This window comes from Chitinimonas sp. BJYL2 (genome assembly GCF_027257935.1).
In the GTDB taxonomy this organism is placed as follows: Bacteria; Pseudomonadota; Gammaproteobacteria; order Burkholderiales; family Chitinimonadaceae; genus Chitinimonas.
In genome coordinates this window covers 1-14,078 of sequence record NZ_JANZKW010000004.1, presented here as the reverse complement: position 1 = coordinate 14,078, position 14,078 = coordinate 1, and the positions used below count along the sequence as shown (strand labels likewise).

The window sequence follows — 14,078 nt, the reverse complement described above, 5'->3', positions numbered from 1 at the left end:
CCACCGCATGACCACCCAAGACACGAATGTCGACCCGGCCGAGTTGGCCAAGTTTGCTGATCTGGCCCACAAGTGGTGGGACAAGGACAGCGAGTTCAAGCCGCTGCACGAAATCAATCCTTTGCGTCTGGGATTTATCGATGGCTTCGCCACCCTGGCCGGTAAAACCGTACTCGATGTGGGGTGTGGCGGCGGTATTCTGGCTGAGGCCATGGCGCAGGCGGGTGCCACCGTCACCGGCATCGATCTTGCCGATAAATCGCTCAAGGTTGCCCGTTTGCATGGCTTGGAGTCCGGCGTGAAGGTGGAATACCGTTGCGTACCCGTTGAGGTGCTGGCCACCGAGATGCCCGGTCAGTTCGATGTAGTGACCTGCATGGAAATGCTGGAGCACGTGCCGGAGCCGACCCGCGTAGTAGAGGCTTGTGCACGCCTGGTCAAACCCGGCGGCTGGGTGTTCTTCTCGACGATCTCCCGTAACCCCAAGGCATACCTGCACGCCGTACTCGGTGCCGAATACATACTCGGTCTTCTGCCTCGCGGTACGCACGAATATGCACGCTTTCTCAAGCCCTCCGAGCTCACCCGCATGGCGCGCAATGCCGGGCTTGATGCCGTGCAACTCAAGGGCATGGGCTACGATCTCGCCCGCAAGACTTACCATCTCAATGATGATGCCAGCGTGAATTATCTCCTTGCCTGCCGGAGCATGGCAGCGTGATCCAGGCTGTCCTGTTCGATCTGGATGGCACGCTGGCGGATACGGCGCTGGACCTTGGCGGCGCGCTCAATCGTCTGCTTGCAGAAGAGGGCAGACCGCCTGTGCCGCATGCGCTGATCCGTCCGATTGCCAGCCACGGCGCTCGCGGGCTCGTGGAGCTAGGGTTCGGTATCAAGCGCGATGATCCGGGATTTGACGCCTTGCGAATCCGGTTTCTGGACCATTACGAAAACGGCTTTGCAGACCGTACGGTCCTGTTTGATGGCGTCAATCCGCTGATCGAAAAGCTGGTTGCCAAGGGTTTGCAGTGGGGCATCATCACCAACAAGCCCGCCCGGTTTACCGATCGACTGGTGCCGGAACTGGGTTTTGCCTTACCACCCGCCGTGGTGGTATCTGGCGATACTGTCGGTGTACCCAAGCCCGATCCCAAACCCATGCTGCATGCCTGCGAGGTGATCGGTGTACCTGCCAGCGCCTGTTGGTATGTCGGCGATGCGGAGCGGGATATCGCAGCTGGCCGCAAGGTAGGCATGACGACCGTGCTAGCCGATTACGGCTATATCCATGCCGACGAACTGCCGGATCAGTGGGGCGCCGATCTGCGAATTGCCACGCCGCTGGAACTCCTCGCCGTATTACCGGTCTAGGCCGTATAATCACCTTTCTTCATCAGCAGTACATCACCCGGGGACGACATGGCTTCGACGGGGGTTGCAAAGCGGATGGGGGCATGCCGAGATCTCAGCACCTCGTAAAACGCTGAACAAGTTTAGTCGCAAACGACGAAACCTACGCTCTAGCCGCTTAATCCCGGCCAGACGCTGCACTGATCTGCTCATGGGTCAGGCCGGGTAAAACCGGCAGCAGCGTTATTTACATGAGATCGCTGTGTGGCGGGCTACCTGTCATGCGGTTAAATCTAGGTGGCTCGCGGTGTCCAAGCCTGTCGGTCGGCGTGTACATCGTTAAATCCAGTTGGCCAGACTAAGCATGTAGAACCCTTCGTGGAGGACTTTCGGACGCGGGTTCAATTCCCGCCGTCTCCACCAATACCTAGTTCACTGATGTCCAGTGAAATCCAAAAACCCGCGTAACTGCGGGTTTTTCTTTGTCCGCATCATCCAGAGAGAGCTAGTTCGATTCATTGACATCTGGGGGCACGCGGGGGCAGGATAGGGGGCATTGCACCAACATGCAGAGGCGATGCCCCCAATGCCGCTGACCGACATCGTAGTGCGTAATGCCAAACCCCAAGCAAAGCCTTATCGGTTGGCTGACGGTGCGGGAATGTACTTGGAAGTCAGCCCAGCAGGCGGGAAGCTATGGCGCTTGAAGTATCGCTTTGGCGGCAAGGAAAAGCGTATTGCCTTTGGGGCATATCCAGAGGTGTCGATCAAAGATGCGCGAGCCAAGAGGGAAGAGGCGCGCAAGTTACTTGCTGCCGGCATTGACCCGTCTGAGCACAGAAAGGCGAAAAAGCTGGCAGGGGAAGAGCGCGCTGCAAGTAGCTTTGAGGTGGTGGCCAGGGAGTGGCTGAAGCTCCAGCAGGGCGTTTGGTCTCATAGCCATGGTGTCCGCATTGCGAGTCGTTTGCAGAAAGACATCTTCCCTTGGTTGGGCGCGCGCCCGATTATGGAAATCACAGCTCCCGAGTTACTTAAAACCATTCGGAGAATCGTAGATCGCGGCGCTGTCGAGACGGCCCACAGAGCGTTGTCTGAGTGCGGGCAGGTTTTTCGATACGCCATTGCTACCGGTCGAGCTGAACGAGATCCTTCCGGCGATCTTCGCGGTGCTCTTCCGCCTGTTAAGGGGACAAACTTTGCAGCGGCGACGACACCTGAGTCCTTGGCTGAAGTTCTAAGAGCGGTTGAGTGCTACAAGGGCACGTTGATTGTTGCTTGTGCGCTTAAGTTAGCGCCGTTGGTGTTTGTACGTCCTGGTGAGCTCAGAACTGCCCAATGGGCTGACTTCAATTTCGAGGCTGCCGAGTGGAGATATCGGGTCACCAAGACGGATACCGATCACATTGTTCCGCTCTCACGCCAGGCACTGGAAATATTGCGGGAGCTGAAGCCCGTTACAGGAAGCGGTCGGTACGTCTTTCCCAGTGCGCGTAGCAAAGATCGTCCGATGAGCGACAACGCCATTCTTTCCGCACTGCGTCGCTCAGATATCGCTAAGGATGAGATGACGGGACATGGATTCCGAGCGGCAGCGAGGACGATACTGGACGAGGTGTTGAGTTTTCGTCCGGACGTGATCGAACACCAACTGGCGCATGCTGTTAGAGACCCCAATGGACGAGCCTACAACCGAACTGCTCATCTGGCAGCAAGGAAGGAGATGATGCAAACGTGGGCCGACTATCTCGATAAAATTAAGAAATGACAAAGTCATTCATCCTCAATGAGTGTGCTGGCTTCAACTCGCTTTGCATGCCCCGAAGCTGAGCGACTAGATTGTGTCTCGCGACCAAGCCTAAATTCCTCATGATCTTTATTCCTTGTATGCCAACCCACGGTCTTTGAGCCAGGTCATTGCAACTCAAACCTATGCTTAGATTCACTAGTGCAGGTGTGACGACCCGTCCAGGATGTCTCCCTGCCGGCTGGCAAGGTATTGCCCCTGTTCTTGCTCACTAGTAATCAGTCTCTCAATCAATTCATTTCGCTTGATTTGGTGTTTCATGCATAGTTTGTCCAGCATGGAAATTGTGCTGTTCTTCAAGGTGAAATTGCATTGCTTTCTGTCCTTTAAATTCTCCCTGTACTTGTTCTGGCTCCAGCGGCTTTTGGCTTTTATAAGCAAGAGTTCTTTTTCGGACTGGGGGATTTCACACTCTTCCATCCAAAACAGTAAATCGTTTAGTGAGTTAAATGGAGGGGTGTGGCCTAGGTATTTTTTAACAACTGTTGGCAACAGATTTTCAATAATTTCGACTTTCTTCTTGAAATCGCCATCTTGTACCCACCGAAAGGGCTCATCTAATTTTCGTTGTTGTGACCAGAGTTGAGCATGCTGCTTCATGAATCGTACCTTGATCTCGGTAGGGGCGCGCCAGCTATCAATATCGGCAATAATTAGCTCCTTGATAGGTTCTTTAAACCAATGGCTGTAGCTTCTGAAGTGGCCTGTCGGAATTTTCTTGGCGAGCCATAATAGTGCCCTCTTATTGTCTTCTATCCAGCAGAAGTAAGCTTCGTCTATTAGTAATTGACACGCTTGAGAGGCTAGGCTTTCTTGAATTTCTTTATTTCCGGTTAGAATTTTTTCAATTCGCTCTCTATTTGGTGTTGATCCAAATAGGTCTGTGTGTAGAGGTTTGAGGTTTCGTAGTTCTACCCATGTCCAATACTCAATGCGAGTAAGAGAAGCTCGGTCTGCGCGAATGCCAAAGAAAGTTTTGGAGGCAGTGTTCGACATGCCATGATTCTCCAGTTTTGTAGGCTTATTCCTAGCAAATTTCTTGGCCAAGTCAAGATCTATTTTTTGTTTTTTTATGATCGTTAAAGGATATTTGTAGTAGATAAATACATACACTTAGCCCTGATTTTTGTTGGCTTTGTGTGCTCTGCTGCTAGCGTCAAATCCTGCCGTTACCCACTTTCAAGTTTTGCGGCATGTTTAAACTTACTCGCATCGCTGATGATGTGCATGAACTCCGGAGCATCACATCATGGCAATGCGCGTCGTAAAGTTGGTCGAGGTCATCGACAAGACTGGTCTATCCCGGTCATCCATCTATGCATTCATCGCGGATGGTAGGTTCCCTAAGCCACTGCCCCTCGGGGATAGGCGAGTAGGGTGGTTGGAAAGCGAGGTGGAGGACTGGATTCAGGCCAGATTGGCCATGAGAGACCAAGGAATTCAGTAGCGACGGCAAAATAAAAGGGCCGCGACAGTAATGTCGCGGCCCATTCATATGCTTCCATTCTACGGTCGTATTGATACCGTCTCTATGCTTGGCAATGGATGAATAAGTTTGTACAAGTATTTTTTGTGGTGGTAACTAAATTTTCTCGCAACTGTCGAGGGTTGTTGATGGAGGTGGCTATTTCTGCATGATTTTAGTATGGGATATAAGTGTTATTTATGTATTTCATGTTTACTAATTTATGTATTTCGTATTTATTGGTCCTTAAGGTGTTAATGGTTTCCGGTGGTTAATACGCCTCGATGCTTTGAGTGATGGGCAAGTATTCTTCTGTGCTTTGCGTAAATGAGTACTTGGCTATGGGTCTGGATCGGTTAGCCATTCGTCTAGGCCCGTATTGCTTCCAAGTATATTTCTACACGTCTGATACATGGTTTGGCTAGTGGTGTCCCTGACGAATCCTCACCGCTAAGCCACGTACACTTTTTCAAACACCAATGGGCTGATTGCTAAGGCATTCAGCCCTTTTTATTGGGGGTTTACCATGGGTCGCAACGATCATCGCAACCACAAACAGTCCGCTCGTTGGAAGTTCGGATTAGAAAGAAACATGACTAGGGATCGCGTTGCTGGGGAGCTCAAAAAGCTCTGGGCGTTGGAGCGCTTTGCGCGTGACGTGATCACCCGCACTGGTGAGTCTGCCTTCCGGATACGCTCTCGGAGTGAGAGTCAGCTACGGGTTGAGCCTCTGTACTTATCCAAGCACTTCGAGCTGATTGCCGATGCTTCCACGCACGCGGCTCGGCTCCTCCCCCTGCCTGCTTGGCATTGCAACCTCTTTGCGGAGGCAGTGCTGACGGTGCTGGCTAAACGTGGTGTTACGTTCCATTACGCACATGGTTTGATGAGTGATGGGCGTTTGGAGGCGGAAGAGTTCAACGAGATGCTGGATGAGGTTCGTCGCGTGCTGACAGCGGCTGAGTTCACTGCTGAGGTGCAAAGAAGAGGGCGGTATGACGAGCGTACCTACTTGATGATGAGCGCCTACTTCAATCTCCTGCTGGACCGTTACGGCAAGCTCTTGGTCCTTCGGTTGGACCTGTATCCGCCTAAGGAGATGCAGCTCTCTCAGCAGCAGTTGCTTTCCACTTTTCAGCAGATGTTTCATCAGAACCTAAGGCACAACGAACGGCTGAACGAGATCGTTGGTTACGTGTGGAAGCGGGAGGGTGGTGATCAACGAGGCCCGCACTTGCACCTTTTCGTCTTCCTGGATGGGAACACGCATCGGAATGGCTGGTGGTGGGCCAATGAGCTGGGGATGTACTGGCAGTCGATGTTCTCAATGGAGGGAGCACACTTCGAGAACTGCAACGCCAATACCTATGCCCGGAACGCCATTGGCTTGGTCACTCGGCACGACCTTGCAAAGATCAGAAGCGTGTATGGTGCGATTGGATACTTTGCCAAAGTCGAGCAAGACTGCCGTGGTGATGATCTGAAGATTCGTCGTTGGGGGTGTGGGCACGTGTAAAGTGAGCGGACTGGATGTCCGCTTCTCGGCCTTAGCAGACGTCTAGGTCATAAGGCCCTAACGTCTGCTATCGACCCGAAGCAGACCTTCTCCATGAATTCATCCAGCAGCGAGGTTAGTGCTCACCGACAAGTTGCGATGTACCGCCTCTGATCCTTTTGAGAGTCTCAGTGACATGGTTCGGATACTCCCCGCTGAAGTACTCGAAGGTAAGCGGGTTGGCTGCAAAGAAGTGGCAGCAGAACTCGACCCAGTCTTTCGTTTTCAGAGGGCCATTGATCTTGAACACCTTGCTTGATCGAGCCTTGACGTGTGCAGAGTTCTTCATTGTCATGTTGAAGTCAGAGTCCCGCCTCTGAAAATATTCTTCTTCCGTGAAAAGCTGGATGGCGCCATCGAAGTGCCTGAAACAGTTGGCCTGGACGTCGAACTCTGCGTGCAGGTAACGAGCAGGGAAGGAAGGCTGCCCCTCGATCTCGATCCGGATATCCTCAGTTTTCATTTCCAGAGCCTGGAACGACTTGATGCCATTTGATTCGCTCCACTTGATGTCCAGACAATGCGCGCTAGCGAAGAAGAAAGACACATCGTGAAATTCGAGATCCGCGGGAGGGCGTAACTTGATGACGCCAGGTTCGATATTTCGTATGTCCTCCTCGAAGGGAGCGCCATACCAAGTGTCAGCCTCAACATAGTACCCCCCGTCAACATCGATCCGGACTCGGTCCTCATCGAGGGCGATATATTTTTCTATAGCAGGGTCGTCAAATTGCCAGAACAGGTCAATAAACCTCGGGGCCCAGTTGTTGACTGGATGCATTCCACGCCGGTAACAGGGGTGGGCCATCAGAATAAAGTCAGACCCAGCAAAGCATCCTTCGCAGTGAAGGGAAGGAGGGTAGCGGCGCGCGATCTCGTTAAACGACAGCAGCCCGTCGCGTTCTGTCTTTATCGGCCCCAATAACGTCCTTGCGATGCCCTTCGCCTTGGCAACAATTCCGATTGTTCGGATGAACTCGAATGACTCTTCGCCAACGACTACGCCCTTGGATCTGGCCAGAGCTGTGAACTTGGCAATTAAGTCTGTTGCTTCAGTAAGCCGTTTGCGGGAATCATTTTCCCTTTCCGCAAAAACGCGGGCTCTCAATTCATCGTATTTTTGATCAACCATAACGGTATTCCGAGCAAGCAACAGAGTGCCACCAATATACATGTGCAACCCTTACTATTGGACGATCACCCCTGTAGCACGAACTCGAAAGCGTGGCGTGGCGATATACTAGAAAGTGACGGCCGCTATGCCTGCAGGTTTGATACCAGACAGCCCGACACGCCCGTTCATGCAGCTTGGAAGGTATTTCGCGTTTAGCACAGCCATCTGGCTACTTGGGGAATTGATGCATGCTAGGTCCCGCAATAAATTCGTCGCCAACTTTGCACCCCGTAGGACTTACTGATGATGAGATGGCACATCTACTGCAAGAGCTCTTGGCGGCAGGGAAAGAGCCCCTCTTAGTAGTCAATCAATTTACTTGCAGTGTGTTTTCAAGGACAGCCTCGACCGATGTGTGGGCCTTTGAGGGCATCGGTGATCTCGGCGGAGAATCCCTGGCCGCCATCTCTTCCTGCCGGCGCGGGATCGTCAAGTGGGCAGTAACGAGTGCAGCTAACCCAAAGGATGCTGACCTCGCTGCGCTGGCAATCACTGCGGCAACCAAAAGTCTGCTTCAGACTTGGCAGGCCGCCGCACTTAAGATTACCTCCACGAAGGGGCGAACTGGGGACGTGACGCCCAAAACAGCCCAGAAGGTATTCATCTCCTCGGCTTGGCGCTGTCAATTTGAGGGGTGCGGTGAGGACCTTACATCTCATTTTGCGACTGACTCGCATGCCAACTACAGCTATCTAGCTCATATCGTTGCTTCCTCGGTCGACGGTCCACGTGGAGATCCTGTCTGGTCGCCACGCCTAGCCGACGATGCAGAAAATATAATGTTGCTTTGCGACAAGTGCCATCGACTAATCGACCGAGTAGCTCCGGCCTTTTACACAACAGAGAAGCTTCGGGCGATGCGGGCCCGAAATGTAACCAGCATAAAACGCCTTCTTGCCGGCCTTCAATACCCGCCGGCCGTGCCAATCATGCTTATTGGCAACGTCACAGGGCAACCTCATCACTACTCAAAGCGGAACGTCGAAGACGCCATGCTAAATGCCGGCCTAAGGTCCAGCAGAGATGAGCCAGAGTATTTTTGTTGCAACAACTACATCCTACACAACCCGCATTCGACGGCTTATTGGGGCTGCCTTTTTGAGTCGCTCTCCACGGATATTCCTCGCCTAAGAGCTCTCCTGAACGGCTCTGCACGAGGTCAGGCACGACCGCATCTTGCTATCTTCCCCGTTCATAGCACCTCAGTTTTGATACTGGGTGGTCGGCTAATTGGCGATACGGCCGGGGTTTCAGTCTTTCAGTTTCACCGAGACAAGGTGGCTGGCAATCAAGGTGGCCAGTGGGCCTGGCCGTCGGATGCCATCGAACCAAGCACTGACAAGTATCGTTTAGAGGTTCTCAAAGACTTCTCAGGTCAAAACGAGGCTTGCCTGCTGGTATCACTGACTTTCGACGTTGCGCTCGATAGACTAACTACGCAATGCTTCGAGAATGGCGAGTTGCGGTTGCCGACTATCAAGCTCATCGCTGATCGGTTCGGCTCTGATGTTATGGGGCACCCCAAGGACCTAGAGCTGTTCGGCACAAAGCTGGATGAAGCCGTGCGAAAACTTCAGGACCAATGGAAAGTCCAGCGCATCCATCTTATCGTTGGGGCGCCGGCTTCGGCGTGCTTCCGCGTTGGGCAAAAGATGCAAGCGCGCAACCAAGCCACATACGTCTGCTACGAGACCGATCGGGGTATAGGGAGTTCGTTTAAGGCAACCATTGAAATTTCATCGAATATGCTCACAGGCCCTAATGGTGAACAAATAGCGCTTTGATTCTGAATCAGGGAGGTTCTCAGCATGACTACAACAAATAGCTACGCAAAACGCATTCTTGCAACCCTTCAAGCCCGGCAGGAACGGATGCAGTGGGAGGCCTTCATTGTCGAGATGCTTCAGAAACTAGAGCTATCTGAAAAGGAGCGCACTCAAGCCATAAAACGATATGAGGCGCTCGGTCGGCATGTAGCGACAAAAATGGGCATAGCCAATACCGATACGCACGTCTTCGTTCAAGGCTCTATGCGTACCCAAACAACCGTGTCGCCGAGAGGTAGCCAGAAATTCGACCTCGATATTGTGGTGAAGATGACCGGCCCCAAGGTTCATGGCATACGTGACTCCGAGCAATTTTTCCAGAATTTCGGCTCGGCGCTAAAAGGTGTCCCGGACGCAGGCGATCCAGTGGCAAAGCGTCGCTGCTGGCGGCTGAATTATCCTGGAGAACCATTCTACTTCGATGTAACACCTGCCTTACCTGACAGCCGGTCGATGGGCATAACAACCGACCTTCGGGTTCGTGATCCGGACACTCAATGGAGTCCTTCCAACCCGGAAGAGTTTGCCAATTGGTTCTGCAACATCGCAAACAAACGATTCGTGTTTCATCGTGGGTTAGTAGAGACGTTCATCAAAGCTGACACACAGGTCGCTCCGATACCGGTTACTCCCGTTGGCATTGATGACATCCTTCGACGTGGTGTTCAGCTTATAAAGCTGCATCGCGACAACTATTATTGGAACCTTCCCGATGCCCGAAAGGATGCCAAACCGATTTCAGTCATCCTAGTGACATTGGCCGGCCATGCCTACAACCACATGGTGACTCACGAACAAACAGCTTATTCCTCACCTATCGAAGTCCTTCTAGAACTGGTTGATCGAATGCCTCGGGGTATCGCCACCGATGGCCGTAGCTACCGCGTATCAAACCCAGCTTTGAGTACGGAGAATTTCGCCGACCGCTGGAACTCCGATGGAGGTCTTCGCGCTCGTGAGTTCAAAATCTGGCAGCAGCAATTGCGCACCGACCTCGAGGCACTATTTACTGAGGAGTACAGCAAAAAGAGCGAGGCTCGGATTCGTAGCGTATTTGGTCAGTATGGGGTGGATGCTTGGAAGGCATCGATGCCAAGCCCGCTGCAAGGCCTGCTTGCGGCTGTTCCTGGTCAGCAGCAAGCCAACCCGACGACTGTCCGTCCTCAGGGCTCGAAAAACACGTTAGCCTGAAGCAGGTCTGCATGGTCAAACCTTTTGCCGTCGCCGCAAACGCTGTAGAGGCGTGGTTAACGGAGGCTGGAACACAGTTTGCAACCCGGGTAGCTAGTTTGCCAGGGTCGTCAAAACCAATGGCGTGGGAGTTTAAAGTAGCCCACCCAAGGTTGCTGCACGATACAGCGCGGCTCTCACTACCTCGCGATTTCCCCGCAACCCCGGCACAAATCCATTTGCACAGAGACCATTGCTTGGTTCTCCCTCACGTGGAAGAGACAGGCAAGGTCTGTTTGGGTGTAGAGGCCTCACCTCAGGACTACGCTGACCCTGTGCCAGCGGTAGGTCGAGTTCTTAACGCTTTCCAGAATTTCCTTACGCAATGCAACGACGAGGACTGGATTGTTTCCGAGCTCAAACGTGAGTGCTGGTCATATTGGCTCAGATTTTGCGACAAAGTAGCTTCACGCCCCGAGGCCCGACCTACTCCCGGCCAGTTGTATTTGGCCATCCACGGACTGACAAAAATTGAGGAAGGCACATTAGCCGTCTACTACGTGAGTAGCGATCATCAAAAGGCCAAAATAGCCGTTGGCTGTCCAGGAGCAACGGACCCACATACGCTAGCGCGACGGCACGGTTTATCGACCGGTCAGCTGGTTCGGGGACAGGCTCTCTTCATCCCTCTGTCAGAGGACCTAGATTGGCGGCCGGGGGTTTGGCCTATGGACTTCGAGGAACTCGATACTCTGATTGGCCAATTATCGGGCAACATGATGTCCGCTAGTTCATGGCTGCAGCAGTTCGAAGGGACGCCTGCGCAGCCATTCCTTGTGGCTTTTGTCCAAGGCCAGTTCGCCTATGCCTACCAGCTATGCCCGCCATTGGTTCAGGGGTTATCGTCGCTTGCCATCGAGCCGCTCCCCTCTATTCGATTGGACGCTGAATGGTCGTTGACGCGAGGTTATGGCCTGGATGCGTTCGCAAAACGACAGGCAAAACGCGTATTGGTCCTAGGTTGTGGCTCCTTGGGTAGCCCCATAATCGAACTGTTGGCCCGAGCCGGTATCGGTAGCATTACGATTGTCGACCCCGAACTGTTCTTACCAGAGAACTGCTCAAGGCACATTCTTGGTCTATCGTCGACAGAGCAAGCTAAGGCTACGCAACTTGCAGACCGCTTAACTCGTGAAATCCCAGGGGTATCTGTTCAAGGGGTACGAGCGTTAGCCAGCTCCTGGGTAAGCGACCGCGTATCACCTAACATGTTCGACTTGGTAGTCGACTGCACAGGTGAAAGCTCAGTGCGAGCGCTACTGAGTCAATGCCGACAAAGCGCTTTCGAAGGCACACCCATCGTGCATACCTGGCTTGAGCCATACTGTGCAGCTGCACATGTTGCGCTGGTGGGGACTGCCGACGTCTGGCCGATAACGGACCCCGCAGATACCTTGGTCAATGCTGCTGACTGGCCAGAGCCTACTAAGCATGAAATACCCGCGTGTGGAGCTGGGTTCCACCCGTATGGTGTTGCAGACACTTGGCAAGCAGCGGGTTTTGCGGCTGAGCGACTGTTAAGCGCTCTTGACCTAACACCAGGTAGCTCCGTCATTTGGTCGTGGGTACGATCTAAGGCCTATTTGGACGCGCTCAACGTGGGCGCAAAGCCTAGAACAATTGTCCCTGCGACTGGCAGTGTGTTTGACTCGACGATGCTATTAAGGGACTACAACAAGGTTTTGAATCCCAATGGCTGACCAGGGCCTTCGCTTCCGCTTACCAGGCGCCATGTGGAGCCTTGCGATACCCCCGAAAGGATTGGCGGTGCTTGAGAGGCATGCGCAACTCGGAAGGGCCGTACGAGAGTCCGTTGGCCAACTTTACGCTCGAGATCTCACGACTGAGGTTGTTGTAGTCGATGCCGTCACCCAGCTCCCATCGCAATGGTCTACATTCGCTGGCGTGGGTTTCGACCTGCGAGACGCAGAAGCCGAACGAGAACTGCTTTTCAAGCAGGGGCTTCACTGTCTTGGGTTTTGGCATACACACCCAGAATCAATACCACATCCATCTAGAACAGATCTTCAGATGGCTGCTGACCATGCCAATGCATCAAAGGGGATGTTTACTGGGCTCCTCTTTTTGATTGTGGGGAAAGCGCCATTCCCAGAGGGTCTCGGTGTTTGGCTTCATGACGGCAATCAAGCATTGCGAGCCGAACAGGAGAAGCTGTGAAGAGTTCTGCGGATTCTTGAGCAAATGAACGGGGCTCCCAGTGGATGTTGGCGACGTCCAGTACCATCAGGAGATCCAAACCTGCGGTGGTGTTATGTCGACAACGATATTTTCCGATTCATTCCTAAGCGCCTTGGGAGCGTGGCAAAACGGTTGGGGTGAAGATCAGGCACGTCGAGTCGCCTTGGCCGATACGCTGCAGAATGAAGCTCAATCTTTGCCTCCAGAATTTCGAACTGTCAGTGTGGCTTGCTATCGCAAGCGGTTTCTCCTGATCAAAGATGTCATTCCGTTACTCACTCGACGGTTGAATGATGGAATCACGAGCTGGACCACTGATAGAAATTTTGCCGAGGAATTCAAGTATCGAATACGGCCCAACACCATCACGGGCGTCGTTTTCCAGCATGAACCACGGAGCGAAGATGTTGTATTGAACATTCCAGCGCTTTGGACTGACACCGAGTTTGTCAAGGCAGCCGAAAGCTACCGCGCCAGAAATATGTCTATGGCTGACGCGCTTTTCAATTTCCGTGGAAAACGAGATCAGTTCGAAGTTGTGTTGAAGGCACCACTCAACCCGGAAGATGTAGTGACGCTAGGCGGGGAGACGAACACTTCATTCGAAGAATTCTGTAAGCAAACCAACCTTCCTGGGTTGCTAGAAGATAAAGCTTGGAAGGAGCTTCTCACAAGAGACCTGGCACCTGCAGGGCCTGTCTTTCTCCGTGACGAGGCCGCGCAGAATGTTGTACTCAGAGTGATTAATCGGCTCGAAGACCTCCTCGAATCTTTGGGTAGGTAACGCGTCGAGCAATCACATACGAGCTACATTTCAAGTCGCGTCATCAAAATTGGCCGCTCAGGGTCGGTAGCGGACGGTCCGCCCCTGCGCGGTAAGCGACCACTTTGGCCGAGAAGCGGCTGCCCAGTCTGGCCCGCTGGCGATTAATCACCCAACCTATCCGAACTACTTACCTAAACTAGGGTAACTGCTCCTGCGCGAACCAATCATCACCCAAATGGGTGAAAACCCCGCCCAAATTTTCGCCAGACCCCGCACCCAGCCTTACTCTCCGCCCCAATCCCAGATTTTTTCACCCCTATATCACGCTCTTGAACCGCACCCGATAGGTCCTGATCCCGCCGATCCAGACCTGTTCCCAAGCCCGGCCTCGCGCCGGGCTTCGTCATTTCAGGAGTCCGTGATGTCCCACCTCGTCGAAACCATGGCCTTCGCCGGCCAAACGCCCTGGCATGGCCTGGGTAACCCCCTATCTCCCAAGCAACCCCTTGAAACCTGGCTCACCGAGGCCGGTATGGACTGGACCATCGAGCAAAGCGACGTGCTCTACAACGTCTCGGGCGAAGGTATGCACATCCGCGTCAATCCCGATGCCAAGGTGCTGTTTCGCTCCGACACCATGGCCCCACTGTCGGTGGTTTCGCCGCGTTACAAGACTGTCCAGCCCGAGGAGGTCCTGCACTTCTATAAC

At 53.2% G+C, this 14,078-nt stretch carries 12 protein-coding genes, 1 other RNA gene and 1 pseudogene; 12 read left to right on the top strand and 2 right to left on the bottom strand.

Annotated features, from left to right (window positions below; all coding sequences use genetic code 11):
* Nucleotides 1-7 precede the first annotated feature (7 nt).
* The 4 genes from ubiG to O9X62_RS12115 all read left to right on the top strand — a co-directional run bounded on the left by ubiG (nt 8) and on the right by O9X62_RS12115 (nt 3,115).
* Entirely contained in the window at nt 8-721 is a 714-nt protein-coding gene (ubiG, locus tag O9X62_RS12130) for a bifunctional 2-polyprenyl-6-hydroxyphenol methylase/3-demethylubiquinol 3-O-methyltransferase UbiG (protein WP_269533150.1), read from the top strand.
* Entirely contained in the window at nt 718-1,371 is a 654-nt protein-coding gene (locus O9X62_RS12125) for an HAD family hydrolase (protein WP_269533149.1), read from the top strand. Before ubiG ends, O9X62_RS12125 begins: the two co-directional genes overlap by 4 nt.
* Before the next feature lie 39 nt (nt 1,372-1,410).
* Nucleotides 1,411-1,773, top strand: a transfer-messenger RNA (tmRNA) gene (ssrA, locus tag O9X62_RS12120).
* 163 nt (nt 1,774-1,936) lie between these two features.
* Nucleotides 1,937-3,115 (top strand): integrase arm-type DNA-binding domain-containing protein, encoded by a 1,179-nt coding sequence (locus O9X62_RS12115; RefSeq protein ID WP_269533148.1) that lies wholly within the window; start codon nt 1,937-1,939, stop codon nt 3,113-3,115.
* Between the two features lie 177 nt (nt 3,116-3,292).
* On the opposite strand, the gene O9X62_RS12110 is transcribed toward O9X62_RS12115, so the two are convergent.
* Complete coding sequence (locus O9X62_RS12110; protein ID WP_269533147.1) at nt 3,293-4,150, bottom strand: hypothetical protein; 858 nt, start codon at nt 4,148-4,150, stop codon at nt 3,293-3,295.
* 253 nt (nt 4,151-4,403) lie between these two features.
* Between O9X62_RS12110 and O9X62_RS12105 the strand changes: the two genes are divergently transcribed.
* On the top strand, nt 4,404-4,601 hold the full coding sequence (locus O9X62_RS12105) for an AlpA family transcriptional regulator (protein ID WP_308446471.1): 198 nt from the start codon (nt 4,404-4,406) through the stop codon (nt 4,599-4,601).
* 544 nt (nt 4,602-5,145) lie between these two features.
* Nucleotides 5,146-6,135, top strand: a complete 990-nt coding sequence (locus O9X62_RS12100; RefSeq protein WP_269533146.1) for an inovirus-type Gp2 protein — start codon at nt 5,146-5,148, stop codon at nt 6,133-6,135.
* 115 nt (nt 6,136-6,250) lie between these two features.
* Here the strand turns inward: O9X62_RS12100 and O9X62_RS12095 are convergent, their stop codons facing one another.
* Entirely contained in the window at nt 6,251-7,306 is a 1,056-nt protein-coding gene (locus O9X62_RS12095; protein ID WP_269533145.1) for a hypothetical protein, read from the bottom strand.
* 293 nt (nt 7,307-7,599) lie between these two features.
* On the opposite strand from O9X62_RS12095, the gene O9X62_RS12090 reads away from it, so the two are divergent.
* The 6 genes and pseudogenes from O9X62_RS12090 to O9X62_RS12075 form a co-directional block, all read left to right on the top strand.
* On the top strand, nt 7,600-9,132 hold the full coding sequence (locus O9X62_RS12090) for an SAVED domain-containing protein (protein WP_269533143.1): 1,533 nt from the start codon (nt 7,600-7,602) through the stop codon (nt 9,130-9,132).
* Nucleotides 9,133-9,156: 24 nt separating this feature from the next.
* Complete coding sequence (locus tag O9X62_RS12085; protein ID WP_269533142.1) at nt 9,157-10,365, top strand: nucleotidyltransferase; 1,209 nt, start codon at nt 9,157-9,159, stop codon at nt 10,363-10,365.
* An 11-nt stretch (nt 10,366-10,376) separates the two neighbouring features.
* Nucleotides 10,377-12,104: a ThiF family adenylyltransferase gene (locus tag O9X62_RS16040; RefSeq protein ID WP_374708398.1), complete on the top strand. Its 1,728-nt coding sequence runs from the start codon at nt 10,377-10,379 to the stop codon at nt 12,102-12,104.
* The gene (locus O9X62_RS16035) at nt 12,097-12,582 is read left to right on the top strand and encodes a Mov34/MPN/PAD-1 family protein (RefSeq protein ID WP_374708397.1); all 486 of its coding nucleotides are present in this window, start codon (nt 12,097-12,099) and stop codon (nt 12,580-12,582) included. Before O9X62_RS16040 ends, O9X62_RS16035 begins: the two co-directional genes overlap by 8 nt.
* A 184-nt stretch (nt 12,583-12,766) precedes the next feature.
* Nucleotides 12,767-13,387 carry a hypothetical protein gene (locus O9X62_RS12080; RefSeq protein ID WP_269533141.1) on the top strand — a complete coding sequence of 207 codons (621 nt, stop codon included), beginning with the start codon at nt 12,767-12,769 and terminating at the stop codon, nt 13,385-13,387.
* Between the two features lie 403 nt (nt 13,388-13,790).
* Nucleotides 13,791-14,078: pseudogene (locus O9X62_RS12075) on the top strand (hypothetical protein); the annotation flags it as partial.

Coding starts and splice junctions, on each gene's coding strand:
- O9X62_RS12100 (WP_269533146.1), top strand. CDS start 5,146: ATGGGTCGCAACGATCATCGCAACCACAAACAGTCCGCTCGTTGGAAG.
- O9X62_RS12090 (WP_269533143.1), top strand. CDS start 7,600: ATGGCACATCTACTGCAAGAGCTCTTGGCGGCAGGGAAAGAGCCCCTC.
- O9X62_RS12085 (WP_269533142.1), top strand. CDS start 9,157: ATGACTACAACAAATAGCTACGCAAAACGCATTCTTGCAACCCTTCAA.
- O9X62_RS16035 (WP_374708397.1), top strand. CDS start 12,097: ATGGCTGACCAGGGCCTTCGCTTCCGCTTACCAGGCGCCATGTGGAGC.
- O9X62_RS12115 (WP_269533148.1), top strand. CDS start 1,937: ATGCCGCTGACCGACATCGTAGTGCGTAATGCCAAACCCCAAGCAAAG.
- O9X62_RS12095 (WP_269533145.1), bottom strand. CDS start 7,306: ATGGTTGATCAAAAATACGATGAATTGAGAGCCCGCGTTTTTGCGGAA.
- O9X62_RS16040 (WP_374708398.1), top strand. CDS start 10,377: ATGGTCAAACCTTTTGCCGTCGCCGCAAACGCTGTAGAGGCGTGGTTA.
- ubiG (WP_269533150.1), top strand. CDS start 8: ATGACCACCCAAGACACGAATGTCGACCCGGCCGAGTTGGCCAAGTTT.
- O9X62_RS12110 (WP_269533147.1), bottom strand. CDS start 4,150: ATGTCGAACACTGCCTCCAAAACTTTCTTTGGCATTCGCGCAGACCGA.
- O9X62_RS12105 (WP_308446471.1), top strand. CDS start 4,404: ATGGCAATGCGCGTCGTAAAGTTGGTCGAGGTCATCGACAAGACTGGT.